This is a genomic window from Caulobacter sp. GW821-FHT10F06 (genome assembly GCF_058809215.1).
This window is the reverse complement of record NZ_JBXASK010000003.1, coordinates 82270-106634: the sequence shown is the minus strand read 5'-3', so window position 1 is coordinate 106634 and position 24365 is coordinate 82270. Positions and strand designations below refer to the sequence as shown.

At 67.7% G+C, this 24365-nt stretch carries 21 protein-coding genes and 3 pseudogenes; 14 read left to right on the top strand and 10 right to left on the bottom strand.

Annotated features, from left to right (window positions below; translation table 11 throughout):
* Position 1: 1 nt before the first annotated feature.
* On the top strand, positions 2-655 hold the full coding sequence (gene aat, locus AC1RUS_RS06825) for a leucyl/phenylalanyl-tRNA--protein transferase (protein ID WP_492914359.1): 654 nt from the start codon (positions 2-4) through the stop codon (positions 653-655).
* Here the strand turns inward: aat and AC1RUS_RS06820 are convergent.
* Both AC1RUS_RS06820 and AC1RUS_RS06815 read right to left on the bottom strand, forming a co-directional pair.
* A complete protein-coding gene (locus AC1RUS_RS06820; RefSeq protein WP_492914357.1) occupies positions 589-1212 on the bottom strand; it encodes a DUF2155 domain-containing protein in 624 nt (207 codons plus the stop codon). The genes aat and AC1RUS_RS06820 overlap by 67 nt on opposite strands.
* A gap of 5 nt (positions 1213-1217) precedes the next feature.
* Positions 1218-1613, bottom strand: a complete 396-nt coding sequence (locus AC1RUS_RS06815) for an NADH:ubiquinone oxidoreductase subunit NDUFA12 (protein WP_492914355.1) — start codon at positions 1611-1613, stop codon at positions 1218-1220.
* A gap of 219 nt (positions 1614-1832) precedes the next feature.
* Here AC1RUS_RS06815 and AC1RUS_RS06810 point away from each other — a divergent pair, with 219 nt between their 5' ends.
* The 3 genes from AC1RUS_RS06810 (at position 1833) to AC1RUS_RS06800 (ending at position 6143) form a co-directional block, all read left to right on the top strand.
* A complete protein-coding gene (locus AC1RUS_RS06810; protein ID WP_492914353.1) occupies positions 1833-4535 on the top strand; it encodes a TSCPD domain-containing protein in 2703 nt (900 codons plus the stop codon).
* 71 nt (positions 4536-4606) lie between these two features.
* The gene (locus tag AC1RUS_RS06805) at positions 4607-5110 is read left to right on the top strand and encodes a pentapeptide repeat-containing protein (protein WP_492914351.1); all 504 of its coding nucleotides are present in this window, start codon (positions 4607-4609) and stop codon (positions 5108-5110) included.
* Between the two features lie 94 nt (positions 5111-5204).
* Positions 5205-6143, top strand: coding sequence for a pentapeptide repeat-containing protein (locus tag AC1RUS_RS06800; RefSeq protein WP_492914349.1), 939 nt, complete (start codon positions 5205-5207; stop codon positions 6141-6143).
* A gap of 61 nt (positions 6144-6204) precedes the next feature.
* Here the strand turns inward: AC1RUS_RS06800 and aspS are convergent, their stop codons facing one another.
* Positions 6205-8037, bottom strand: a complete 1833-nt coding sequence (aspS, locus tag AC1RUS_RS06795) for an aspartate--tRNA ligase (RefSeq protein ID WP_492914347.1) — start codon at positions 8035-8037, stop codon at positions 6205-6207.
* 539 nt (positions 8038-8576) lie between these two features.
* Here aspS and AC1RUS_RS06790 point away from each other — a divergent pair.
* Positions 8577-8680 (top strand): annotated as a pseudogene (locus AC1RUS_RS06790) (hypothetical protein); the annotation flags it as partial.
* Between the two features lie 204 nt (positions 8681-8884).
* Here the strand turns inward: AC1RUS_RS06790 and AC1RUS_RS06785 are convergent.
* Together AC1RUS_RS06785 and AC1RUS_RS06780 are read right to left on the bottom strand one after the other, a co-directional pair.
* Positions 8885-9622: an EcsC family protein gene (locus AC1RUS_RS06785; protein ID WP_492914345.1), complete on the bottom strand. Its 738-nt coding sequence runs from the start codon at positions 9620-9622 to the stop codon at positions 8885-8887.
* Positions 9623-9636: 14 nt separating this feature from the next.
* Positions 9637-11007, bottom strand: a complete 1371-nt coding sequence (locus AC1RUS_RS06780) for an SIR2 family protein (RefSeq protein WP_492914343.1) — start codon at positions 11005-11007, stop codon at positions 9637-9639.
* Between the two features lie 185 nt (positions 11008-11192).
* Between AC1RUS_RS06780 and hdaA the strand changes: the two genes are divergently transcribed.
* The 5 genes from hdaA (at position 11193) to AC1RUS_RS06755 (ending at position 16712) form a co-directional block, all read left to right on the top strand.
* Entirely contained in the window at positions 11193-11891 is a 699-nt protein-coding gene (gene hdaA / locus AC1RUS_RS06775) for a DnaA regulatory inactivator HdaA (RefSeq protein ID WP_492914341.1), read from the top strand.
* A 222-nt stretch (positions 11892-12113) separates the two neighbouring features.
* Entirely contained in the window at positions 12114-14336 is a 2223-nt protein-coding gene (locus tag AC1RUS_RS06770) for an RNA degradosome polyphosphate kinase (RefSeq protein ID WP_492914339.1), read from the top strand.
* Positions 14333-14740: a hypothetical protein gene (locus AC1RUS_RS06765; protein ID WP_492914337.1), complete on the top strand. Its 408-nt coding sequence runs from the start codon at positions 14333-14335 to the stop codon at positions 14738-14740. The genes AC1RUS_RS06770 and AC1RUS_RS06765 overlap by 4 nt, the downstream gene beginning before the upstream one ends.
* 63 nt (positions 14741-14803) lie before the next feature.
* Complete coding sequence (locus AC1RUS_RS06760) at positions 14804-16294, top strand: Ppx/GppA phosphatase family protein (RefSeq protein ID WP_492914335.1); 1491 nt, start codon at positions 14804-14806, stop codon at positions 16292-16294.
* Positions 16295-16448: 154 nt separating this feature from the next.
* A complete protein-coding gene (locus AC1RUS_RS06755) occupies positions 16449-16712 on the top strand; it encodes a hypothetical protein (RefSeq protein ID WP_492914333.1) in 264 nt (87 codons plus the stop codon).
* A 112-nt stretch (positions 16713-16824) separates the two neighbouring features.
* Here AC1RUS_RS06755 and AC1RUS_RS06750 read toward each other — a convergent pair whose 3' ends face one another.
* Entirely contained in the window at positions 16825-17646 is an 822-nt protein-coding gene (locus AC1RUS_RS06750; RefSeq protein WP_492914331.1) for a helix-turn-helix transcriptional regulator, read from the bottom strand.
* 98 nt (positions 17647-17744) lie between these two features.
* Between AC1RUS_RS06750 and AC1RUS_RS06745 the strand changes: the two genes are divergently transcribed.
* Complete coding sequence (locus AC1RUS_RS06745; protein ID WP_492914329.1) at positions 17745-18638, top strand: SDR family oxidoreductase; 894 nt, start codon at positions 17745-17747, stop codon at positions 18636-18638.
* Positions 18639-18686: 48 nt separating this feature from the next.
* Here the strand turns inward: AC1RUS_RS06745 and AC1RUS_RS06740 are convergent.
* The 3 genes and pseudogenes from AC1RUS_RS06740 to rnd form a co-directional block, all read right to left on the bottom strand.
* Positions 18687-18804 (bottom strand): annotated as a pseudogene (locus tag AC1RUS_RS06740) (hypothetical protein); the annotation flags it as partial.
* Positions 18805-18848: 44 nt separating this feature from the next.
* Positions 18849-20450 carry a response regulator gene (locus AC1RUS_RS06735; protein WP_492914327.1) on the bottom strand — a complete coding sequence of 534 codons (1602 nt, stop codon included), beginning with the start codon at positions 20448-20450 and terminating at the stop codon, positions 18849-18851.
* A 274-nt stretch (positions 20451-20724) separates the two neighbouring features.
* Positions 20725-21903: a ribonuclease D gene (rnd, locus tag AC1RUS_RS06730; RefSeq protein ID WP_492914325.1), complete on the bottom strand. Its 1179-nt coding sequence runs from the start codon at positions 21901-21903 to the stop codon at positions 20725-20727.
* 114 nt (positions 21904-22017) lie between these two features.
* Here rnd and purM point away from each other — a divergent pair, with 114 nt between their 5' ends.
* The 3 genes and pseudogenes from purM to purN all read left to right on the top strand — a co-directional run bounded on the left by purM (position 22018) and on the right by purN (position 23751).
* Positions 22018-23043, top strand: coding sequence for a phosphoribosylformylglycinamidine cyclo-ligase (gene purM, locus AC1RUS_RS06725; RefSeq protein WP_492914323.1), 1026 nt, complete (start codon positions 22018-22020; stop codon positions 23041-23043).
* Positions 23044-23173 (top strand): annotated as a pseudogene (locus AC1RUS_RS06720) (hypothetical protein); the annotation flags it as partial.
* Complete coding sequence (purN, locus tag AC1RUS_RS06715) at positions 23170-23751, top strand: phosphoribosylglycinamide formyltransferase (protein WP_492914321.1); 582 nt, start codon at positions 23170-23172, stop codon at positions 23749-23751. The pseudogene AC1RUS_RS06720 and the gene purN, both read left to right, overlap by 4 nt.
* Here purN and AC1RUS_RS06710 read toward each other — a convergent pair.
* Positions 23748-24317 (bottom strand): hypothetical protein, encoded by a 570-nt coding sequence (locus tag AC1RUS_RS06710; RefSeq protein WP_492914319.1) that lies wholly within the window; start codon positions 24315-24317, stop codon positions 23748-23750. The genes purN and AC1RUS_RS06710 overlap by 4 nt on opposite strands.
* Positions 24318-24365 lie beyond the last annotated feature (48 nt).

Sequence of the window (24365 nt, the reverse complement as noted above, 5' to 3'; positions counted from 1 at the left end):
AATGGACGCCTTCACGGTCGACGATCTCATCGCCTGTTACCAGCGGGGCATCTTCCCGATGGCGGACGCCCGCCACGATGAGAGCATCTTCCTGATCGATCCCGAACGACGGGGGGTGTTGCCGCTGGATGGCGTCCACATCTCCCGTCGACTGGCCCGCACGGTTCGATCCGACGCCTTCGAGATCCGCATCGACAGCGCCTTCGACGCCACGGTCGAGGCCTGCGCGACCTCGCGCCCCGGCCGCCTGGAAACCTGGATCAACGCGCCCATTCAGCAGCTCTACGGCGCCCTGTTCGCCCGAGGCCTGGCCCACAGCGTCGAATGCTGGCGTGATGGCGAGATGGTCGGCGGACTCTATGGCGTGTCGCTGGGCGCGGCCTTCTTCGGCGAGAGCATGTTCTCCACGCGCACCGACGCCAGCAAGGTGGCGCTGATGCACCTGGTGGCGCGCCTAAACGTGGGCGGGTTCAAGCTGCTGGACACACAGTTCATCACCGACCACCTGATGCAGTTCGGCGCGCAGGAGATTTCGCGGGCGGACTATCGGCGGCGACTGGCGCGCGCCCTGCCGGTCGAGGCCGACTTCTACGGCTTGTCGACGACCGGCGCGACCGGGGCTGACGTCTTGCAGGCGATCAGCCAGGCGTCATAGACCGGGTGCTGCAGCGGATTCAGGCCCGGCGAATTGGCGTACATCCAACCCTTGTAGACCTGGCGTCCGGGCGGCGCGACGCGACCGGCCACGGCCTTGGGCTGCGTGTCGACCACAACATAGGCGGCCGATTCCGGGGCCACCTCGTCCGGCGCCGAGGTCTCGCAGGCGCGGACGGTGAAGATCAGGGTCTTGTAGCGGATCGGCTGGCCGATCGGGGCCTCGAACCGCATGGTCTCGGTGGTCACCTTGTCCAGCGCCTGGATGATGGCGACGGACGAGCGGCCGCGCTTTACAGCCTCTGGCGGCTTGGCGGGCGTGACGACGGCGGCGGCGGGCTTGGGAACGGGTTTGGGCGCGGCCTGCGCCGGGTTCGGCACGGGCTGCTGGACCACCGGCGCGGTCTCGCGCGGCGTCTGCGGTTGGGGAGCCGGCGCGATGGGCGCCTGCGGGGCCTGGGGCGCGACCGGGGCGGTCGACTGGCGCGCGACGGCCGAACCGACCACGGTCAGTCCGGCGACGATCGCCGTCGCGCCAAGGATCGCCCCACGGCGCATCGAGGCTATTCCGGCTTCCAGGGCTGGTAGTCGCTGGTGGCCACCGCGCGCTCGCCGCCACGGGCCAGCGAGCCCTTCGGCTTCCAGGCGTGGACGGTGCCGGTCAGGTTGGGGATGTGATCCTTTTCCCAGTCGCGGCGCTTCAGCGGCGCCGTGGTCGGCGGCTCGTCGAAGGTGTAGTGCAGCCAGCCGCTCCACTCGGGCGGCACCTTGGAGGCCTCGGCGTAGCCGGTGTAGATCACCCAGCGGCGCTTGTGCTTGTCATAGCTGTCGCTGTTGTCGCGCGCTTCGAAGTAGCGGTTGCCGTAGTCGTCCTGGCCCACGAACACGCCGCGGCGGCCAATGTGGAAGCGTTGACCCAGGGTCGCGCCGTTCCACCACGTGAAGATCGCTTTCAGCACTACGTTGGCACCCGAATTAGCAAGGACTTCAAGGGTCGCGACCAGCGCGACGAAGCGGCCGGACCATAGCGCCGCCCGGCCCTAGCGTCCAGCGCGCGCCCGCAAAGCTCGACTTCAACATCTTGTGGACCAAGCGTCGCTAGGCCCCAACATCTATTGAAGGCGGTCGGACCGCGATCTAGGTTAAGGATCTCTTAGCGCTTAGACGCGGAATCGCCCATGCGCATCCAATCCGGATATGTCGGCCAGGCCCCTCACGTCGAACGACGCGAGGTCGAACGTAGCGACCGCATCGTCGAGGTAATGGCCCCGACGACGTGGACCGATGCGCGTGTCGAATCCTGGCTGGACTGGGCCGGCGGCGACTTGGACGCCGACGCGCCGCTGGGCGGAGGCCCTGCCCGCTACGCCGACGGATTGGCCAAAGCCGGTCTCGCCAAGGGCCTGTTCGCCGACAAGGCCGACGCCGACGCCTTCCGCGACGCCCTACTGACCACCATGCTGTCGGGCGTCGGCACGCCCGCCGGTTCACTGCCTGTGATGGAGCGCCTGCCCGACATCGCCGACCTGGAGTTCCAGCGCGAGGTCGAGGGCCATCTGGCGCGCCGGCGCAGCCATCTGCTGGCCAGCCGGGCGGCCGCCAAGCTCGACACCGCCCTGGCCCAGGTCGGCGACGCGGTCCAGCGTTGCCACGGCGACGCCAAGGCCTGCGCCGACCCCCGCAAGAACAGCGCCCTGGCCCGCGCCGCCCGCCGGGCCCGCGAGCTGGGCGCGGACGACCGGATGATCTCCGACGCCATCGCCATGGCCGGCGCCAAGCGCACCTCGTTGATCGATCCGACCGAGGAGCCCGAAACCGCGATGGCCGCTTCGAGTTCGCGGGCGACCGTGGCGGCCGGCGACGACGCAGCCAGCGCGGCGGCCCTGGTCGGCTGGGAGACCGGCACCCTCACCCTGGCCTTCTCGCCCGAGGACGCGGAGGCCGTGAGCCGCGGCGTCGCTCTGGGCGCGGCGATCGACGCCTCGGCCTTCCAGTCCGGCGACGCCTTCGACGTTCAGGGCTTCAACTACGCCGTTCACCTGTGGGCCACGGCCCTTGAGATCGAACGCGGCGAGCGCCGGGCCATGCTGGGCCTGGCCGGGGTCGGCGACTGGCTGCTGGCCCAGGGCCTGTCACTGGCCAGCGGAGAAGGCCGAGACGCCGCCGCCGCCCTGTGGGCTCTGGCCGCCGGATCGGCCCTGGCCGCCAGCGCCGAGGCTTCGGTGACCCTGGGCGCCGATCCGCTGTTCACTCAGGACCGCCAGACCATTCTGCGCAGCATTGCCGAGCGTCGCGTCCGCGCCGCCGCCCTGCGCTCGCCCTTGGCCACCGAGGCCGCCACGGCCTTGGCCATGGCCCATGGGCTGGCCAAGAAGCACGGCCTGCGCTCGTCCGGCCTTGTCGCCGCATTCGACGACGCCGAGGCGGCCCTGCGCCTGGGCGGCAAGCCCCTCGGCGCCGCCGGCGCCGCTTCGCCGGTTTCGACCGTACAGACAGCCGATGGCCTGCTGGTCCCCTCGTTCAGCGCCGCCGCCCATGCCTGCCTATCTGCAGCCGAAGCCGACATCGACGCCGCGCGACGTCATGCCCTGGGCCACGGCTCGCTGATCGACGCTCCGACCATCGACCACGTCACCCTGCAGGCTCGAGGCTTCACCGCCCACGAGATCGAGCAGGTCGAGGACGTGCTGCGCTCAGCCGCCGGCCTGCGCCAGGCTTTCGCACCCGCCGTGGTCGGGGCCGGCTTCCTGACCGATGTGCTCGGCGCGCCGGCTCGCTCGCTGTCGCAGCCTGACTTCGACACCCTGACCTTCGCGGGCTTCTCGCCGGGCGAGATCCTGGCGGCCGAACGCCACGCCCTAGGCGCCGGTACGCTGGCCGATTGCGAGGCGTTGAACGCCGAGCTGAAGGCCGTCTTCCAGTCGGTCGAGGCGCCGGCGACGGCCGACAGGCTGGCGATGATCGCCGCGGTCGAGACCTTCACCTGCCTGCCCATCCCCGTGGTCCTGTCCCTGCCCTTCGACGCCCGGCCCGTCGACGCCGTCCGCTTGCAGGCCTCGGCTGCCCGGGCCGGCGTTCGCGCCCTGCGCCTAGAGCGCGCCGAGGTGCCGGCCAACTTCCGCCTGGACCTGCCGGAGGAGCCCGTCGAGGCTCCGCGCCAGCCGGTCCGCGAACCGGTTGTCACCGAGCGCGTCGTCGAGAAGATCGTCGAGCGCGACCGCTCGCGCCGCAAGCTGCCCGACCGTCGCAAGGGCTACATCCAGAAGGCGGCCGTCGGCGGTCACAAGGTCTATCTGCACACCGGCGAATATGACGACGGCGAGGTCGGCGAGATCTTCATCGACATGCACAAGGAAGGCGCCGCCTTCCGCAGCCTGATGAACAACTTCGCCATCGCCGTGTCGCTGGGCCTGCAGCACGGCGTGCCGCTGGACGAATTCGTTGACGCCTTCGTCTTCACGCGCTTCGAGCCGGCTGGCCCGGTGACGGGTAACGACTCGATCAAGTCGGCGACCTCGATCCTCGACTATGTGTTCCGCGAGCTGGGCGTGTCGTACCTGGGCCGCGACGACTTGGCCAACGCCGACCCGCAGGAGTTCAACGCCGACGGCCTGGGCCACGGCAAGGCCGACGCTGCGTCGGAAGCCGAACCCCTGCCCGCCAGCAAGTTCATCTCCAAGGGCTTCTCGCGCGGCGCGGCGACCGACAATCTGGTGTTCCTGCCGTTCGGCGGTCGCAAGGCCGACGACGGGGCGCGGGCCGCCAGCAGCGAGGCCGACTTCTGCCCGGCCTGCGGCGACGTCGCCTTGACCCAGCGCGGCGCGATCACGGTCTGCGACAGCTGTGGGGCGCAGTCCAACCGTTCGGAGCCGGCGACCTGACGTCGTTTGCGGGGCCTTAAACTTCCGGCGTCATCCTGCTTGCGCCGATATTCGCCAGGATGCGTCTGAAGATGACCCCGATCGCCCGCCTTGCCGCCCTGGCGCTCAGCGCCGCCGCCCTGGCCGTCGCCGTTCCGGCCGTCGCTCAGAACCCCAGCCAGATCGCCAAGGTCCGGGCCGGAGCCCACTGTCCCGGCTGCAACCTGTTCCAGGCCGACCTGGCCAACCTGACCCTGCGCGGCAAGAACTTGTCGAAGGCCCGCCTGCGCCAGGCTGACCTGTCGACGGCGGTGATGAACCGCGCCAACTTCTCGGGCGGCGACCTGCGGGACGTCAACGCCTATGGCGGCGTGTTCGGCGGCGCCAGCTTCGCCCATGCCGACCTGACCAACGCCAGCTTCGTCGGAGCCTATCTGGAAGGGGCCAGCTTTGCCGGCGCCAACCTGACCGGCGTCAATTTGTCCGGGGCCGAGATGGATCGCGCCGTCGGCCTGTCGCAGAGCCAGCTGAACAAGGCCTGCGGCGATGATTCCACCCGCCTGCCGCGTGGGCTTTCCGTGCCCGTCTGTCGTTAAGCGCCTGTCATTACCGCGATTTAAGTGGCGCCCAAGGCCTGCCGGGGCCAAATCGTAACTCATGCAGTCGCGTATTGGCTGGTAGGAGATTTCGATGTCCCGTCTGGGCGTTTCACTCGCCGCGCTGACCCTGGCCCTGACCGGCCTGGTCGGGCAGGCCCAAGCCTCGACCGAGGACAAGGACGTCGCCCGTCTGGTTTCGTTCGGCGGCATGTGCGTCAACTGCGAGCTGTCGGGCCGCAAGCTGACCGGCGCCAAGTTCACCGGCGCCAATTTCGCCAAGGCCGTCCTGATCGGCGCGGACCTGCGCGGCGCGGCCTTCTACGGCTCCAACTTCCAGAGCGCCGACCTGACCCGCGCCGACATGCGCGGCGCCGAGATGCGGGGCGCCAACTTCACCAGCGCCAACTTCACCGACGCCCGCCTGTCCGGCATCGAGAGCAGCGGGGCCAATTTCCAAGGCGCCAACCTGCAGCGCGTCGACCTGTCGTCCTCCGAGCTGAACGCCGCCAACCTGGTCGGCGCCAACCTGACCAAGGCCAATCTCAGCAACGCCGAGATGACCGGCTCCAACCTCGTCAACGTCAACGCCCGCGGCGCGGACTTCCGCAACGCCGAGCTCAACGCCGCCAACCTGATCGGCGGCCGCTTCGACGGCGCCGACTTCCGCAACGCCGAGTTCACCGGCGCCCAGCTGCGCAACGCCACCTTCGCCGGGGCCGACATGCGCAACGCCGACCTGTCCAACGCCATGCTCGGCGGGGCCGACCTGTCCGGCGCCAAGGGCCTGGACCAGGACCAGCTGGACGAGGCCTGCGGCGACAGCACCACCCGCCTGCCCAAGGGCCTGGTCCTGAAGTCGTGCCACGGTCCCCGCAACATCCGGGTGATCGTCGACTTCAACCGCGCCCAGGCCGAGGCCGCCAAGGCCCAGGCCGAAGCCCAGAAGGCGCAGGCCGCCGCCGGCGCCGCCGCGTGGGCCGCGCCCAAGCCGCCCAAGGCCCCGGCGCCGCCCAAACCGCCGAAATACTAGGCTCGGCAAGGCCCTGAAAGTCGAAAGGCCCCGGTGCGAACCGGGGCCTTTGTCTTGGTCGCTACACCTTGATGGGCGGAGCGGAACGGATATGCAGTTCCTTGTACTGCCGCTCCACGGCCTCGGCCGGGGCGTTCATCAGCAGGTCCTGGCCCTGCTGGTTCAGCGGGAAGGCGATGACCTCGCGGATGGCGACTTGCTCGGCCAGCAGCATCACGATCCGGTCGATGCCGGGGGCCAGACCGCCGTGCGGCGGGGCGCCGAAACGGAACGCGTTCAGCATGCCGCCGAACTGCTCCTCGACCACCTCGGCGCCATAGCCGGCGGTCTCGAAGGCCTTGAGCATGATCTCGGGCTTGTGGTTCCGGATCGCGCCCGAGCACAGTTCATAGCCGTTGCAGACGATGTCGTACTGATAGGCGCGGATGGTCAGCGGGTCCTGGGTCTCCAGGGCCTCCAGACCGCCCTGCGGCATCGAGAACGGGTTGTGCGAGAAGTCGACGCGCTTTTCGTCCTCATTCCACTCGAACATCGGGAAGTCGACGATCCAGCAGAACTTGAACTGCTCTTCGTCCACCAGCTTCAGCTCGGTCCCGACGCGGGTGCGGGCCAGACCGGCGAACTTGGCGAACACGGAGGGATCGCCGGCCACGAAGAAGGCGGCGTCGCCCTGCGCGAGGCCCAGGCTCTCCATCAGCGCCTGGGTCGGTTCGCCCAGGTTCTTGGCGATCGGACCGCCCCACGAGCCCTGGTCTTCCGACCAGAACACGTAGCCCAGGCCCGGCTGGCCTTCGCCCTGGGCCCAGCTGTTCATGCGGTCGCAGAAGGCGCGGCTGCCGCCGGTCGGCGCGGGGATGGCCCACACCTTGTTCTTGGCGTCAGCGCCCAGGATCTTGGCGAACAGCCCGAAACCACCGTCACGGAAGTGCTCGGAGACGTCCTGCATCTTGATCGGGTTGCGCAGGTCCGGCTTGTCGCTGCCGTACCAGGCCATCGACTGGGCGTAGGTCAGGCGCTGGAAGCCCTTGTGCTCCAGCTCGACGCCGAAGTCGTTGGTGAAGGTGTGCGTGCCGGTGATCGGCGACACGGGCTTGCCGCCCGAGAATTCCTCGAACACGCCGTGCATCACCGGCTCGATGGCCGCGAACACGTCTTCCTGGGTCACGAAGCTCATCTCGACGTCGAGCTGGTAGAATTCCAGCGAGCGGTCGGCGCGCAGGTCTTCGTCGCGGAAGCACGGGGCGATCTGGAAGTAGCGGTCGAAGCCCGACACCATCAGCAGCTGCTTGAACTGCTGAGGCGCCTGCGGCAGCGCGTAGAACTTGCCCGGATGCAGACGCGACGGCACCAGGAAGTCGCGCGCGCCTTCCGGCGACGAGGCCGTCAGGATCGGGGTCTGGTACTCCAGGAAGCCCTGCTCGACCATGCGGTGACGGATCGAGTGGATCACCTTGCTGCGCAGCACGATGTTCTTGTGCAGGGTCTCGCGGCGCAGATCCAGATAGCGGTGCTTGAGGCGGATTTCCTCGGGGTAGTCCGGCTCGCCGAACACCGGCAGCGGCAGCTCGGCGGCTTCCGACAGCACCTCGACGGCGGTGACGTGGATCTCGATCGCACCGGTCGGCAGGTTGGGGTTCACGGCCGCGGCGTCGCGGGCCAGCACCTTGCCGTCCACCTTGATCACGCTCTCGGCGCGCAGGCGCTCGACGATGTCGAAGCCCGGGGTCTCGGGGTGCAGCACCAGCTGGGTCAGGCCGTAATGGTCGCGCAGGTCGATGAAGACCAGGCCGCCGTGATCGCGCTTGCGGTGGATCCAGCCCGACACCCGGACATCGGCGCCGGTGTCGGTGGCGCGGAGCGCGCCGCAGGTGTGGGTGCGGTAGGCGTGGGTCATGACAAAGTCTTCGAAAGTCGCGGGAACGCGTTGATTTGCAAGGCGCGGAAAGGCGCATGGGGGGGCGTCGATGTCAAGGATTCTGCGGCGGCCAACGCCGTGGAGGACCCCCTCCGGCCCTCCGGGCCACCTCCCCCAAAGGGGGAGGATCTTGCGCCGCGCTAGATGCTCCCCTTCGGGGGAGCTGTCGCGGAGCGACTGAGGGGGTCCTCACGTGCGTCCGCCGCCTCACGCTCTCGCTGTGAGTGGGTGGAAAGGGTCGCGGAGCGTCCGGGCTCGCCCGGAAGAAGATAGATAAATACCGTTTCGACGAAGCCGTTCGCTCCGCGTGACCGTTATCCGGAAGCGCGCGGCGCTCGAGCTCTGTTAGAGCCTCGCCGCCTTGAAGCCTCCGACGGGCGGGCTGGTTAGCATCCAACCCGGACCGCTGATCCTCCCGGACCAGCCTGCTGCTCTTTCGACCCTCGTGCTCCTGTCGTTTCTGTGCTGCAAGGCCGACCGCCGCCAAGGAAACACACGAGGTTGATGGCTTTCACCCATCATCGATTGAGCTTCCCGCTCGATCACCCCCCGCCGCCGCAACGGTCGCTGGCCATGCGCCCTTTCCTCGCGACGAGTTGGGATAACTATATGGCCGGTTTGAACGCGGTCGCGAAGATCGCGGTTACCCCCGCGCCCCTGCCCTTCTCCCCTTGCGGGAGAAGGTGTCAGCCGAAGGCTGACGGATGCGGGGTCGCACCGCCCTCAAAGCCTTACCTGGCAACGCCCCACGCTCATCGGACAGGCCTATCGACCCCTCATCCGGCGCTGCTCGCCACCTTCTCCCGCAAGGGGAGAAGGGAAGCCCCTATCCCCCGACCGTCACGCTCCCGGCGCCCGCGCTCGCCCCCTCGCCCCGCATCCGATAGGCCATCACCGCCGTCGCCCCCAGGTGCTCGACCAGCCGCCAGTTGACGATGGCCCCGACCGGCGCGCCGACCACGGGAAGGAGTTGAGCAAGTTTCGCCAAGTCGATGTGGTCGCGATACTGCTGCTGGAAGGCCCGCCAGTCGAAGGCCTCCAACGCACTTGGACGCTCCGCCACGCGCGCGTCCCAATCCTCCATGGCCGCCAGCACCTTGGCCCGGTGGCCGGCGTCCGAGAAGGCCAGCTCGAAGATGTGCAGGATGTAGAGCCGCTCATCCAACTGCGTCCCGTCATGGCCGAAGATCGCGGCGATCTCGAACAAGAGCTTGATCTTGAAGCTCATCAGCAGCGGAAAGTCGGCCGCCGCCGCCAGGAAGCCCCCGGCCCCGGTGATCCCGCCCTCGACGCTGGCGGCGTTGCGCCAGCCGGCGATCGCGGCCGCCGCCTTGGCCCGGCGCTCGTCCAGGGTCAGGCCGTGCAACGGCGAGCCGGTGGCGAAGTCGGCCCCGGTCAGGATGGCCTTGGTCATGCCCTCCATGGCGGCGGTGATCGCCGCGTGGACCTTCTCGGGGATGATCTGGTTGACCCTGATCTGCGCGGCGCGCGCCAAGCCGCTCAGCGGACCTGGAGGCTTGGTGATGGCAGCGCGCCAGGCGGCTAGGTCGGGGGCCGGGTGCATCTTAGAAAATGAATTCAAACTTCGTAAGGTTCGCCATCGCGAACCTTCCTCAAAAGTGCAATTGCCAAATCCGAGTATTTCTGGACCTTAGACTTCCCGTAAATAATTGTACTGTGATACTTATTATCCGATGATTTCATATCAAACCCGCTATCAGCTCGAAGCTTCTTCACAGTAGGCTCTAATTTCTGCCAACTTGAATAACCTAGCTTTGCAGCTAGCTGAGTCATATTATATTTGTAGTTCGCCGCATGCGCCATACCGTCGCTGACGGTAGTGAGTCCAAAGAGCTTGGCAAATGCCTCTGAATTTTCGACTGCACCTTCCAAGGTTTTAAAATCTGTCTCGATTGTCGCTCGAGGTATATCGTGTCTAACCAATTCGTATGATCGCGTCAAAAGTGCCCTTAAAAGCTTTGGGCTAATTCCAGATAGGTTTGGTTGCGATCCGAATGCATCGAAGACCCACTTAAAGCTGTCAGCTTCGATGGAATTCACCCTAACACTTCGGGCATCTTCGATCGGAATTAGCCTCTCTTTTTGAGGAGACACGTCTGCATTTGTAGGATTGAGCCGTTGCAAAATAAAGACATTCGATATTACGCCGCCAGAAACCGGAAGCGCCTCATCAATGTCTGAGAGTATAGCTCTAATGTTTGGATCTTCAGCACTATACCCTATAAACACCAAAGGATGTTCACTGAAAAATGTTAGAAGTTTCGCACTCAGATATTTCTTCTTCTTCATGAAATTCTGATAATCTGGTGTAGTAAGAACCATGCTTTCGGGTTCAGAAACACATCCGTGTATTTTAAATATTTCCCCGACCGAAGTCATAACGCCCTGGATTATTTTTTGTCCAACCACCGGCTCGTAGTCTGGGAACATAACCTCAAGAAGAGAGTCGTAGTTCGTAGTAATAATTGCATGAGGTTTAATTTTCTGGAGAGACACAATCTCCTCCTTATAAACCTTATTAATTTCCGCAATATTTTTTGGAGTAATTTTTAAAAAATGATCGGCAATTTTGCTTTTTATGTAAGCGTCGCCAGGAACATTTGACTCGAATAATGACTTGTCGAATTCCGATTTACCCGTCGACCAAGCCCACTCTTGATATATTTTTGCGAATTCATGGCCAACATCTTGAAGATTTGGCAAAGATTGCTTGTAGTAAGCGTAGTCCTTGTCAATTAGTGGGCAATCCTTTGCCAACCCGTCAAGCAATTCATCCCAGGACGGTCCGTTAAAATACCTCCGCGACAGGCCTGATCCAATGAAGAGTATAGGCTGGCAGCCCATTTTCTTCACGCACTCAACGATTTGTTCGGCCATTTCGGCCTTGTACTTTTCGTATTTCGTCTGAGATGGAGCAGAATCAGCCATGCATACCTCCCCAATTATTCACCCACCGTAGAGAGCCTTTGTTAGTTCCTCAACTATTGAGGCAGCACTTTATAATCCACACCTCCCCGCCCTCCATCCCCACCTTCCCTCACCCGCCCCGCTCGCACTGACGCTCCGGTAGGCCTATACCCAAGGCCTCGTTCACCACGCCGGACCACCCTCGTTTGTCCCGTCAGTTCAGACTGCCGCTGCACAGCCCGCCGTCGTTCGCGCGCGCCGACTTCGCGGTGTCGCCGACGAACGAAGGCGCGCTGGCCTTGCTGGACGCCTGGCCGGACTGGGCCGCCGGGCGGCTGGCGCTGGTGGGAGAGGCCGGCGCGGGCAAGACCCATCTGGCGCGCGACTGGGCCGGCAAGGCCGACGCCGTGATCGTCGAGGCCGCCAATCCCCTTGAGACGCCGCTGGACCTGGCCGCCCTGCGCGGCCGGGCGGTGCTGGTCGACGACGCCGATCGCCGGGCCGAGGGCGGGCATCTGGACGACGAGACCCTGTTCCACCTGATCAACATGGCCGGGGTCGACGGCGGCACGCTGCTGCTGACCGGGCGCGCCGCGCCGCTGGCGTGGCCCTGCGCGGTGCCGGACCTGCGCTCGCGCCTCAACGCCCTGACCGTGGCCAGCCTGGGCGAACCCGACGACATCGTGCTGGAAGCCGTGCTGCGCCGGGCCTTCGCGGCGCGGGCCATCACGCCGTCGGACGACGTCTATCCCTACCTGCTGCGCCGCATCCCCCGCTCGTCGCTGGAGGCCATCGCCGTGGTCGACCTGCTGGACGAAGCCGCCTCGGCCGACGGCCGCGCGGTGAGCCGCGTGCTGGCGGGGGAAGTGCTGGAGTTCGGCGGGGAGGATGAGGAGGAGGCGTAAGACGCCTTCCCTCCCGCTTCCAAATTCTTGTCATCCCGGAAGCCTCGCAGAGGCTGTCCGGGACCCAGGGGCCGGCGCGGTGCGGTTGCTCTGGGTCCCGGCTCTCCGCGCTACGCGCTGCGGCCGGGATGACAAGTTTAGTTTGCGAGCAATTTCGTTGTCTTGCCCCTGTCACTTGCCACGTTCACCATGCGCGAACACAGTTCGCCTATGGTTCCTCCGATGACTGACGCCGCGACTCTGCCGATTCCCGCCAACGCCCCCGCTCATGAGGCCGAGCACGAAGCCTGCCGGCTGGACAAGGAGTTGCTGGCTTCGCCCGAGCGGTTCTTCAATCGCGAACTGTCGTGGCTGGCCTTCAACGAGCGGGTGCTGGAAGAGAGCGGCAATCCGCGCCACCCGCTGCTGGAACGCCTGCGGTTCCTGTCGATCTCGGCCAACAACCTCGACGAGTTCTACATGGTCCGCGTGGCCGGCCTGAAGGGCCAGGTGCGCGAGGGCGTGCGGGTGGTCAGCCAGGACGGGCTGACGCCGGGCGAGCAGCTGGCGCGCATCAACGCCTCGGCCTCCGACCTGATGGCCGAGCAGCAGAAGATCTGGCGCGAAGTGCGGGCCGAGCTGTGGGCCGAGGGCCTGAAGCTCCTGGACGCCAAGGACATCGAGGGCGAGGACCGCGCCCTGGCCGAGGAACTGTTCCTGACCAAGATGTTCCCGGTGCTGACGCCCCTGGCGATCGATCCGGCCCACCCCTTCCCGTTCATCCCCAATCTGGGCTTCTGCCTGGCGTTGAAGCTGCGCCGCATCGCCGACGACAAGCACCTCTATGCGCTGGTGCCGGTGCCCAGCCAGGTGCAGCGGTTCTGGGAGCTCAGCAGCGTGGTGACGCGCGGCAAGAAGCGCCAGCGCAAGATCGTGGCGCTGGAGAGCTTCATCATCCTGTTCCTGGGCCACCTCTTCCCCGGCTACGAGGTCGAGGGCCGGGGCCTGTTCCGCCTGATCCGCGACAGCGATCTGGAGATCGAGGAAGAGGCCGAAGACCTGGTGCGCGAGTTCGAGGCGCGGCTGAAGAAGCGTCGCCTGGGCCAGGTGGTGCGGGTCAAGATCCAGACCACCATGCCCGAGGACCTGCGCGAGTTCATCATCGAGGGCCTGCGCGCCGAGCCCGAGGACGTCATCCTGGTGGACGGCAAGCTGGGCCTGGCCCAGATGAACGAGCTGATCCCGCCCGACCGTCCGGACCTGAAGTTCAAGCCCTACAACGCCCGCTTCCCCGAGCGCGTGCGCGACCACGGCGGCGACTGCTTCGCGGCGATCCGCGAGAAGGACATCCTGGTCCACCACCCCTTCGAGAGCTTCGACGTGGTGGTGCAGTTCCTGCGCCAGGCGGCGCGCGATCCGAACGTGCTGGCGATCAAGCAGACCCTTTACCGCACCTCCAAGGACAGCCCGATCGTGGCGGCCCTGATCGAGGCGGCCGACAACGGCAAGAACGTCACGGCCCTGGTCGAGATCAAGGCGCGGTTCGACGAGGAAAATAACCTGAAGTGGGCCCGCGACCTGGAGCGCGCCGGCGTCCACGTGGTGTTCGGCTTCGTCGACTGGAAGACCCACGCCAAGCTGTCGGTGGTGGTGCGCCGCGAGGGCGAGGCCCTGCGCACCTACTGCCACTTCGGCACCGGCAACTACCACCCGCAGACGGCGCGGGTTTACACCGACCTGAGCCTGTTCACCTGCGATCCGGCACTGGGCCGCGACGGGGGCAAGCTGTTCAACTTCATCACCGGCTACGCCCAGCCGCACGGCCTGGAGAAGCTGGCCTTCTCGCCCGAGACGATGAAGCCCGAGCTGCTGCGGATGATCGGCGTCGAGGCCGACAACGCCCGCGCCGGCAAGCCCGCGGCGATCTGGGCCAAGATGAACGCCGTGGTCGATCCCCAGATCATCGACGCCCTCTACGCCGCCAGCCAGGCCGGCGTCAGCATCGACCTGGTGGTGCGCGGCATCTGCTGCCTGCGTCCCGGCGTGAAGGGGCTGTCGGAGAACATCCGGGTCAAGAGCATCGTCGGACGGTTCCTGGAGCACGCCCGCGTGGTGGCCTTCGCCAACGGCGCAGCCCTGCCCAGCGCCCAGACGCGGGTGTTCATCAGCTCGGCCGACTGGATGCCGCGCAACCTCGACCGCCGGGTGGAGAGCCTTGTGCCGGTCGAGAACCCCACCGTGCACCAGCAGGTGCTGAGCCAGATCATGGTCGCCAACCTCAACGACGAGGCCCAGAGCTGGAACCTCGACAGCGAGGGCGAGTACACCCGCGACCCGGCCTGGGAGAGCAAGGGCGCCTTCTCGGCCCACGACTACTTCATGACCAATCCCAGCCTGTCGGGCCGCGGCCACAAGGTGAAGGACCTGCCGATGGCCTTCGACCACGTGGGACCCCGTCGCGGTTGAGGCGCCTCGCCGCCCTGGGCCTGCTGCTGGCGAGCCTGAGCGCCTGCGCGCCCAAACCGGCGCTGCAGGCCGACATCTGCGCCATCCTGGCCCAAGCGGTCGCGCCGGGCCTGGACCAGATCGGCGACGCGCGCGGCCTCGACAAGCTGGACGAGCGCCTGCAGGCCGAGGGCCGTTTCTACGGCCCGGGGTTCCGGCTGGGCACCAATGTCCGGACCTGGGGCAAGTGCGCCAGGGCGCCGGCCACCGCCCAGATGCTGCTGTTCAGCCAGGACGGACGGCTCGCCGCGCTGAAGGGCGGCCCGCGCGATCACGGCCTGCAACGGCGTTTCGGCACCTGCTTCTACCAGAAGGACGAAACCCGCTGGCGTTTGCTCGCGTGCCGGATTAATGGCGCGTCCTGAAACATCCCGCGATTTTCGTCCGGCCACGCTTTCCCGCTCGCCTGAATAGGCTAAACCATCCCCATGCCTTTTGCGGCGCCGCGCGACGCGGCCGTTATCGATATCGGCTCCAACTCGGTGCGCCTCGTGGTGTACCGGCTGGAAGGCCGCGCCATCTGGACCGTGTTCAACGAGAAGGTGCTGGCCGGCCTGGGCCGCGATCTCGGCGACAACGGCCGGCTGTCGCCCGACGGCGTCCTGCAGACCCTGGCGGCCCTCAAGCGCTTCCGCGCCGTGCTGGAGGCCGTCTCGCCGGCCGAGACCTTCGTGGTCGCCACCGCCGCCGCCCGCGAGGCCACCGACGGCCCGGCCTTCGTGGCCCGGGTCAAGGCCGAGACCGGCCTGGTCGTTCGCGTCCTCACCGGTGAGGAAGAAGCCCGCTACGCCGCCTTGGGCGTGCTGGCCGGCGCGCCCCAGGCCACCGGCGTCGTCGGCGACCTGGGCGGGGCCAGCCTGGAGCTGATCCGCCTGGAAACCACCGGCGCCGGCCTGGGCGTCACCCTGCCGCTGGGCCCCTTCAGCCTGGGCCTGTCCGACGGTTTCGACGGCGAGCGCGTGCGCCGCCTGTGCGCCCAGCGCCTGGCTCCGGTGGCCAGCGCCTTCAAGACCGACAGCTTCCACGCGGTCGGCGGCGCCTGGCGCAACCTGGCCCTGCTGCACATGCGGCTGTCGGGCTATCCGCTGCATGTCGTGCATCAGTACGAGATCCCGGCCAGCGAGGCCCTGGAGGCCGCCCGACTGGTCTCGCACCAGTCCAAGAGCTCGCTGGAACGCATCGAGGGCATGAGCAAGAAGCGCTCGGAGACCCTGCCCTACGCCGCCGTGGTGCTGGAGAGTCTGATCGAGAGCCTGGCCCTCAAGCGCATCGAGATCTCGGCCTTCGGCGTGCGCGAGGGCCTGCTGTTCGAGGCCATGCCGCCGCGCACTCGGGGCCTGGACCCGCTGATCGAGGGCTGCGCGTCGCTGGGAGCCCGGCAGGGCGTCGCCGACGAGCTGGGCGAGGGCCTGAACGCCTGGATCAGTCCCGCCTTCTCCACCCTGCCCCCGCTGTTCAATGAGGGCCGCGACGCGGTACTGACCGCCGCCGCCTGCCGGCTGGCCGATCTGGGCGCGCGCCTGCACCCCGATCATCGCGCCGACCTGGTGTTCGAACAGGTGCTGCGCGCCCCGATCGCCGGCCAGGGCCATGACGAGCGCGCCTTCTTGGCCGCCGCCGCCTACGCCCGCCATTCCACGGCGTTCAACCCGCCCGAGGCCGACGCCTTGGACCGCCTGCTGACCCCGGCCCGCCTCAAGCGCGCCCGGGCCCTGGGCGCGGCGATCCGGCTGGGTTGCGACCTGTCGGGCCGCAGCGCGCCGCTGCTGGCCAAGTCGCGCCTGACGCTGCACAAGACCCAGCTGATCCTGACCGCCGAGCCCGGCTATGCCGACCTGCTGCTGGGCGAGCAGACCAGCAAGCGGGCCGGCACGGCCGCCCAGCTGCTGGGCCTGAAACTCAAGATCGCCACCCTCTGATCTCAAGTCTTCGCTTCCGCGCGAACGTACTTAATGGGGCATAAATCTACCCATATTGAGCTTGCGACAAGCTGACACAGATGTACCGGCGTTCACGGAGCATGGTTTGTTAGCTTTACCTCCCCACTATGCCTGGAAAGACATAAGGAGGTCAGTGATGCTTCAGCGTAAAGTAGACTACCTGGACGCCATCGCGCCGAGCCCGCGCAAACGCCCCGAGCTTCGCTTGGTCAATGACAACGACGCGCCGGTGGAAAGCGCCGCGCGAGGTCTGCAACACGACATCGCCCGCGTCTTCGCCCAGGAAACCACCTGGTCGGTGCGCCGCACCGTCGCCATCGGCATCGTCTTTCACCTGGGCGTCTTCTGCGCCCTTGGGCTGGCCGCTGGCGGCGCGATCAACCACCTGCCGCACTAAAGCGCTCTCCTGTCATCCCGGGCGAAGACCCGGGCCCGCGACAGGTTCGGCGCTTCCCCGTGGTCCCGGATAGCCTCTGCGAGGCTTCCGGGATGACACTGGGTTTCGCAGCCTACCCCGCGATCAGCGAGAGGATGCCCTCGGCGTCCTCCCGGGTCGCCGGGTTGTAGACCACCATCGCCAGGTCGGGTCGACCGTCGACGGCGAAGGCCGAATATTCCAGCGAGATCGCGCCCAGCACCGGATGGCGCAGGCGCTTGAAGCCCTCGCCATGGCCGCGCACGTCGTTGTCGCGCCACATGGCGTCGAACTCCGGACTGCGCCGGCAGAGTTCCTCCACCAGCGCTTCCACCTTGGCCGTCGCGCCGGCTCGCGCCGCGTCCACCCTGAAGGCCGCGACCACGAAACGGGCCACGCCCTCCCAGTCGAACTGCGCCTCGCGGGCGCGCGGATCGCAGAAGATGCGCCGCAGGATGTTGCGCTGATCGGGCGGCAAGGCGGCGTAGTCGGTCAGCACCACTGTCGCGGCGCGGTTCCAGGCCACCACGTCCCAGGTGGCGGTCTTGACGAAGGCCGGGGTGGGATCCAGCGCGTCCAGAACCCGTTGCAGGCGCGGCGTGACGCCCTCGACCTCGTGGTAGCGGACGTCGGGCAACCGCCCCAGGCCCAGCAGGAACAGGTGCTCGCGCTCGACCTCGGTCAGCATCAGCGCGCGGGCGATGCGGTCCAGCACGTCGGCGGAGGGCGCGCCGCCCCGGCCCTGCTCCAGCCAGGTGTACCAGGTGGCGCTGATATTAGCGCGCTGGGCCACTTCCTCGCGGCGCAGGCCCGGCGTGCGGCGGCGGGCGCTGGGAAAACCGAAGGCGGCCGGATCCAGCCGCGTGCGGCGGTCCTTCAGATAGACGCCCAAATGTCTGTCGTGGGAGAGCGGCATCGGCAGCCTGTTAGTTCCTATACCCTGATAAGGTCACTACTTTAACAGGATAGGATAAGGCGCAGAGTACGGCCAGAGATGATCTTTGGAGTATCTGCATGCGAGTATTCGTCACCGGCGCGAACGGCTTCGTCGGCTCGGCCGTCGTCCAGGACCTGATCGACGCCGGCCATGACGTGCTGGGCCTCAGTCGGTCCGACGCGGGCGCGGCGGCGCTGGAAGCGGTCGGCGCCAAGGTCCACCGCGGGACGCTTGAGGACCTGGACAGCCTGCGCGCGGGGGCGGCGGCGGCCGACGGCGTCATCCACACGGCCTTTAACCACGACTTCTCGCGCTTCGCCGAAAACTGCGACCTCGACCGGCGCGCCATCGAGGCCCTGGGCGCGGCGCTGGAGGGTTCGGAACGCCCCTTGCTGGTGACCTCGGGCATGGCCCATGTGACCGACGGCGACCTGGCGACCGAGGAAGACCCCACAAGGCCCGCCTCCGCCGCCTATCCGCGCGTCTCGGAGTCGACGGCGCTCGCCCTGGCCGAACGCGGGATCAACGCCTCAATCGTGCGGCTGCCGCCCTCCGTGCATGGCGTGGGCGACCACGGCCTCGTGCCGCACCTGATCGACATCGCCCGCCAGAAAGGCCGCGCGGCCTATGTCGGCGACGGCGCCAATCGCTGGTGCGCGGTGCATCGACGCGACGCGGCGCGGGTCTACCGGCTGGCCCTGGAGCACGGCGCGCGCGGTAAGCGCTATCACGCCGTCGCCGAGGAAGGCGTCGCGTTCAAGGACTTCACCGCCGTGATCGGGCGTCGCCTGGGCGTGCCGGTTGTCTCCGTGTCCGGGCAGGAGGCGGTCGACCACTTCGGCTGGTTCGCCAACTTCGCCGGCATGGACGTCCCGACCTCCAGCCAGGCGACGCGCGCGCTGCTGGGCTGGACGCCGACGCAGGCGGGCCTGCTGAGCGATATCGACCAGGCGGGGTATTTCGGGGGTTAGGGGCGAGAGCAGGCATCCGACTCGGCAACGCCCCCTCCGTCACGTCGCCTATCGGCGCCGCGCCACCTCCCCCGCAAGCGGGGCAGGAGGAGAGCGGCTGAGCCTTCCTGCCCCGTGAAACGGGGGAGGTGGCGCGATGCGAATACGCATCGTGACGGAGGGGGCGTTATGAACCGGCCGCCATCGACGTCCGCATAAGATCGTCCACCCCTACGCCCCGCCGAACAGCGCGGCGTAGAGCTCCGTCGCGCTGACGGGCTTTTCCACGCAGCCGGTCATGCCGGCGGCGGCGTAGGCCTGGCGGTCGTCGACGGCGACCGCGCCGGTGACGGCAATCACCGGGGTGGCGCGGTTCAGGCCCTCGGCGCGCAGCCGGCGGGTGGCTTCCAGGCCGTCGACGCCCGGCATGCGGACGTCCATCAGGATCGCGTCGAACACCCGCGAATTGGCGGCCGCCAGGGCGATCTCGGCGTCGTCTGCCGTCTCGACCCGCACGCCGAACGCCTCGAGCATGCCGCGCAGCGCCCGGCGGTTGATGTCGTGGTCGTCGACCACCAGGATCAGCGGCGCGTCCGCCACCGTCTCGAGGCTGCCGGCCGACAGGTCGCGCGCGGGCTCGGCGCCGGCGGGCGCGGGGATGACCAGGGAAAAGCGCGCGCCGCCGCCGACGTCGCTGGCCGCCGTCAGGGTTCCGCCCATCAGCCGGGCCAGGTCGCGGCTGATCGACAGGCCAAGGCCGGTGCCGCCGAAGTCGCGGGCGGTGCCGACGCCCAGCTGCTCATAAGCGTTGAACAGGCGCTCGGCCTCGTCTTCGGTCAGGCCGCGCCCGGTGTCGACGACGTCGATGGCCAGCTGACGTCCGCCCAGCCCGTCCTTCAGGTCCAGCGACAGGGTCACGCCGCCCTCGGTGGTGAACTTGATGGCGTTGGACAGCAGGTTGTTGAGGATCTGGCGCAGGCGCATCGGGTCGCCCCGGATCCAGCGCGGCAGGCCGTGCGCGCCCTCGACCGCCAGCTTGATGCCCTTGGCTCGCGCCTCGCCGCGCCACAGCATCACCGTGTCGCGCAGCAGCAGCCGCAGATCGTAGTCGACGGCCTCGACGCCCATGCGCCCGGCCTCGATCTTGGAATAGTCGAGCAGGTCGTTGAGCAGGGTCTTCATCATCGCGCCGGCGTCGACGATCAGGCTGGCCGCGCCGCGGTCGCCGCCGGCCTGGCGCTCCAGCGCCGCCGCGCCGTTCAGGAGGGCGTTGATCGGCGTTCGCAGCTCATGGCTGACCATGGCCACGAAGGCCGATTTGGCGGCGGTCTGGGCCTCGGCCGCCAGCCGCGCCGAGCGCTCGGCCAACATCGCCTTGCGCGACCACAGGAAGACCATGGCCAGCACCAGGGCCAGCAGGCAGGTTCCGATCATGAAATAGGGCGTCACCGGGTCGTGCAGCGCCCCGCCAACCACGGGCAGGATGAAGAGATAGATCATGTGCGGGGTCACCGCCGCCATGAAGGCGGTGAAACAGCCCTCCGCCCCCATCAGGGCCGTCAGGATCGATCCGGACAGCAGCAGAGCGGCGGCCGCGGCCGAGGCCGGGGTCCCGACCTGCCACAGCGGGATAGCCACCCAGCCGAACACGCTGGCCATCAGCAGATCGGTGATCAGGTTGAAGCCGATCGTGGAGCCTGGATGGGGATGGGCCAGGAAGCGCTTGAGCGCCTGGATCTCGGCCAGCTGGGCGACCAGATAGGCCACGGTCCAGCCCAGCAGGAAGCCGAAGCCTGGCCGCCAGGCCATCGCGCCGCAGAGGACCAGGATCACGAACAGGCGCAGCGGAACCTGGTTGCGCCGGGAGACAGCCGCCGGTCGGTATGCGACCGCGAGATTTTCCCAGAAACCCGTCAAGCCAATCCTCGCGGACGCCACCCCGTCCCGCCCTCGAAATTCGAGCCGCGCCAGGAAGTTCCCGAACGCGGCTCAAATTCTACCTGGGCGGGAATTACGCCGGCAGTAGCCGTCTTTACTGGTGATTATCGCCCGATTTGGAAGGCGATCATCGATACGACTTTAAATTGCAACTTCGGATAACGCCGTCTTACGAAGACGCATCAGACTTGGGTGCGCGGCGCACTTCGACCACGCGCACGCGCGAGCCGTCCAGCACCAGGGCCAGTTCGCCGCGCTTGATCTTCAGGGCGTCGGCCCCGAAGGCGTCGCGGCGCCAGCCGGTCAGGGCGGGCGTGGCGGCGTTGTCGTCGGCGGCGATCTTTTCCAGGTCCGAGACGGTGGCGATCAGCTTGGACGCCACGCCGGCCTCTTCCGAACGGGCCTTCAGCAGCACCTTCAGCAGCTCGACCACGGCGCCGGCCGAGGGCGGCGGCGGCGGGCCGGGCTTTTCCAGCACGGGCGCATAGCCTTCCGGATCGGCGAGGGCCGCCTTGATGGCCGCCAGCAGGTCGGGACCGAACTTGCTGCCGCCAAAGCCCTTGGGCACGCCGCGCAGGGTGTTGAGGCCGTCGACGGTGGTCGGAGCCTGGGTGGCCAGCTCGTCGATGGCCTCGTCCTTGAGGATCCGGCCGCGCGGCTGGTCGCGGGTCTGGGCGGTGCGCTCGCGCCAGGCGGCCACGGCCTTGAACACGGCCAAGTACTTGGCGGCGGTCTTGCGCGGACGCAGGCGACGCCAGGCTTTTTCCGGATCGACGTCATAGGCCGCCGGATCGCACAGCGCCTTCATCTCCTCCTCGACCCAGGCCAGGCGGCCCGCATTGGCGAGGCGGTCGCGAAGCATCGGATAGAGCGAGGCTAGGTGGGTGACGTCGGCCAGGGCGTAGGTCAGCTGGGCGTCGGACAGCGGGCGACGGGCCCAGTCGGTGAACCGGCTGGACTTGTCGAGCTCGATCTTGAGCATCTGTCGGACCAGGGCGTCATAGGCGATCTGCTCGCCGAAGCCCGCGGCCATGCCGGCCACCTGGGTGTCGAACAACGGCCGGGGCATAGCGCCCAGATTGTTGAAGATCTCGACGTCCTGGCGGGCGGCGTGAAACACCTTGAGCACGCGTTCGTCGCGCATCAGATCCAGCAGCGGCGTCAGGTCGATACCGTCCGCCAGCGGATCGATAACAGCCTCCGCATTGGGCGCGCCAACCTGGATCAGGCAGAGCTTGGGCCAGTAGGTCGTCTCGCGCATGAACTCGGTGTCCACGGCGACGAAGGGCTGGCCCTGCAACTCATTACAAAACGCCGCCAGTTCGGCGGTAGTGGTTATCGGCTTCATCGGCTGCTAATAGCCTCGCGCACCCCCGAGTCTGCAAGCGTCAAGCGGCGCCAAGGTGCAAATTTCCGCGAGTTGAAGGCGACATTGCGTCTTCAAATAGACCAGAGCGAGCGAATGAGCGATCTGCCCAACGGCCTCACCTATGCCCAATCGGGCGTGGATATCGACGCGGGCAACGCCCTGGTCGAGGCGATCAAGCCCCTGGCCAAGGCCACGAGGCGCCCCGGCGCCGACGGCAGCCTGGGCGGCTTCGGCGCCCTGTTCGACCTGAAGGCGGCCGGTTACGACGACCCGCTGCTGGTCTCCACCACCGACGGCGTCGGCACCAAGCTGCGCATCGCCATCGACGCCAAGATGCACGACAGCGTCGGCATCGACCTGGTGGCCATGTGCGTCAACGACCTGCTGGCCCAGGGCGCCGAGCCCCTGCTGTTCCTCGACTACTTCGCCACCGGCAAGCTGGACCTCGAGGTCGCCAAGAGCGTGGTCGCCGGCATCGCCGAGGGCTGCAAGCTGGCCGGCGCGGCCCTGGTGGGCGGCGAGACCGCCGAGATGCCGGGCATGTACAGCGACGGCGAATACGACCTGGCCGGCTTCTCGGTCGGCGCGGTCGAGCGCGACGGCGTGCTGCCCAAGCTGGACAAGCAACGCGCTGGCGACCTGATCATCGGCGTGGGCTCGTCGGGCCCGCACTCGAACGGCTACAGCCTGGTGCGCCGCGTGGTCGAGCGTTCGGGCCTGGCCTGGGACGCCCCCGCCCCCTTCGCGGACGGCAAGACCCTGGCCGAGGCCCTGATGGCCCCGACCCGCATCTATGTGAAGTCGATCCTGCCCCTGCTGCAGTCGGGCCGGATCAAGGGCGGCGCCCACATCACCGGCGGCGGCCTGATCGAGAACCCGCCGCGCTGCATCGCCAAGGGCCTGGTCCCCGAGTTCGACTGGAACGCCTGGCCCCTGCCCCCGGTGTTCGAATGGATGCAGCAGGTCGGCGGCATCTCCGACCACGAACTGCGCCGCACGTTCAACTGCGGCGTCGGCTTCATCCTGGTGGTGGCGGCTTCTGACGCCGAACCGGTGCTGGCCGCCCTGCTCAACGCCGGCGAGGACGCCTTCATCTGCGGCCAGCTGGTCGCGGGCTAACGCCTTGCGTCCTTCGAGGCTCGGCTTTGCCTCGCACCTCAGGATGAGGAATTCAGAAAACGCTCCTCATCCTGAGGCGCCCGCGCAGCGGGCCTCGAAGGACGCAGAGCGTAGGAGGCTCGCCAGATGACCCAACGCACCAAGGTCGCCGTGCTGATCTCGGGCCGGGGCTCCAACATGGAGGCCCTGGTCCGCGCGGCCCAGGCGGACGACTGCCCGTTCGAGATCGCGCTGGTGCTGGCCAACAAGCCCGAGGCCGGCGGTCTGGCCACCGCGCAGGCGGCCGGGATCGAGGCGCTGTGCGTCGACCAACGTGAGTTCGGCAAGGATCGCGAGGCCCACGAGCGGGCCATCGACACGGCCCTGCGCGCGCGCGGGATCGAGGTCATCGCCCTGGCCGGCTACATGCGCATCCTGACGCCGTTCCTGGTCGACGCCTGGGCGGGCCGGATGCTGAACATCCACCCGTCCCTGCTGCCCGCCTATCCGGGCCTGGACACCCACGGCCGCGCCCTGGCGGCAGGCGAGGTCGAGGCCGGTTGCACGGTGCATCTGGTCACGGCCGGCGTCGACGAAGGTCCGATCCTGGGCCAGGCCCGCGTGCCGATCCTGCCCGGCGACACCGAACCCCTGATCGCGCAGCGGGTGCTGGAGCAGGAGCACAGGCTCTACGCCGAGATCCTGGCCGCTTTCGTGCGCGGGCTCTAGTCGCGGCCGTAGCCGCCCATGTCGATCCGATTGCGGCGCAGCAGCTTGGCGGCCTCGTCCAGGCGCGGTTCCAGCTGGGAGCCGTACTCGGCCGTCAGCTCATGCCGCCAGGCCTCCTCGCGGCCGACGACGACCTTGCGCATCGCCGCCAGGGTGGAGATGTCGCTGACTGCCCCAGTGACGCCGCCACAGCCGCTGTCGACCGACGAGACCAGATCCTGGATGTTCTCGAACCGGCGACTGATGGCCTGGAAGTAGAGATACCGCGCCGACTTCGGCATCGACATCAGGGTGGGCTTGTCCAGCATCTCGATGATCAGCGCCGGAAACAACTCGCGCCGTTCGGCAGGGCTCATGGTCTCGCAGATATTGGCCGCGGTGCGCTTGCCCTCGAGCTTGGACCGCGCTTCCCGGCCGGCCTCGCCCGCCTCGTGCAGCGCCGTGCGGTCGCCCGCCACATAGGCGTCCACCGCCTTGGCGAAGCTGTCGGGCGCCGCAGCGCCGCCCGCCGCGCCGCAACCGGCCAACAGGCCGCACATCGCCAGAACCGGAATGAGATTACGCATCGCGCCCTCCGCCTTATCACAGGTTGTGTAACCCGAAGGCGGTGAAGG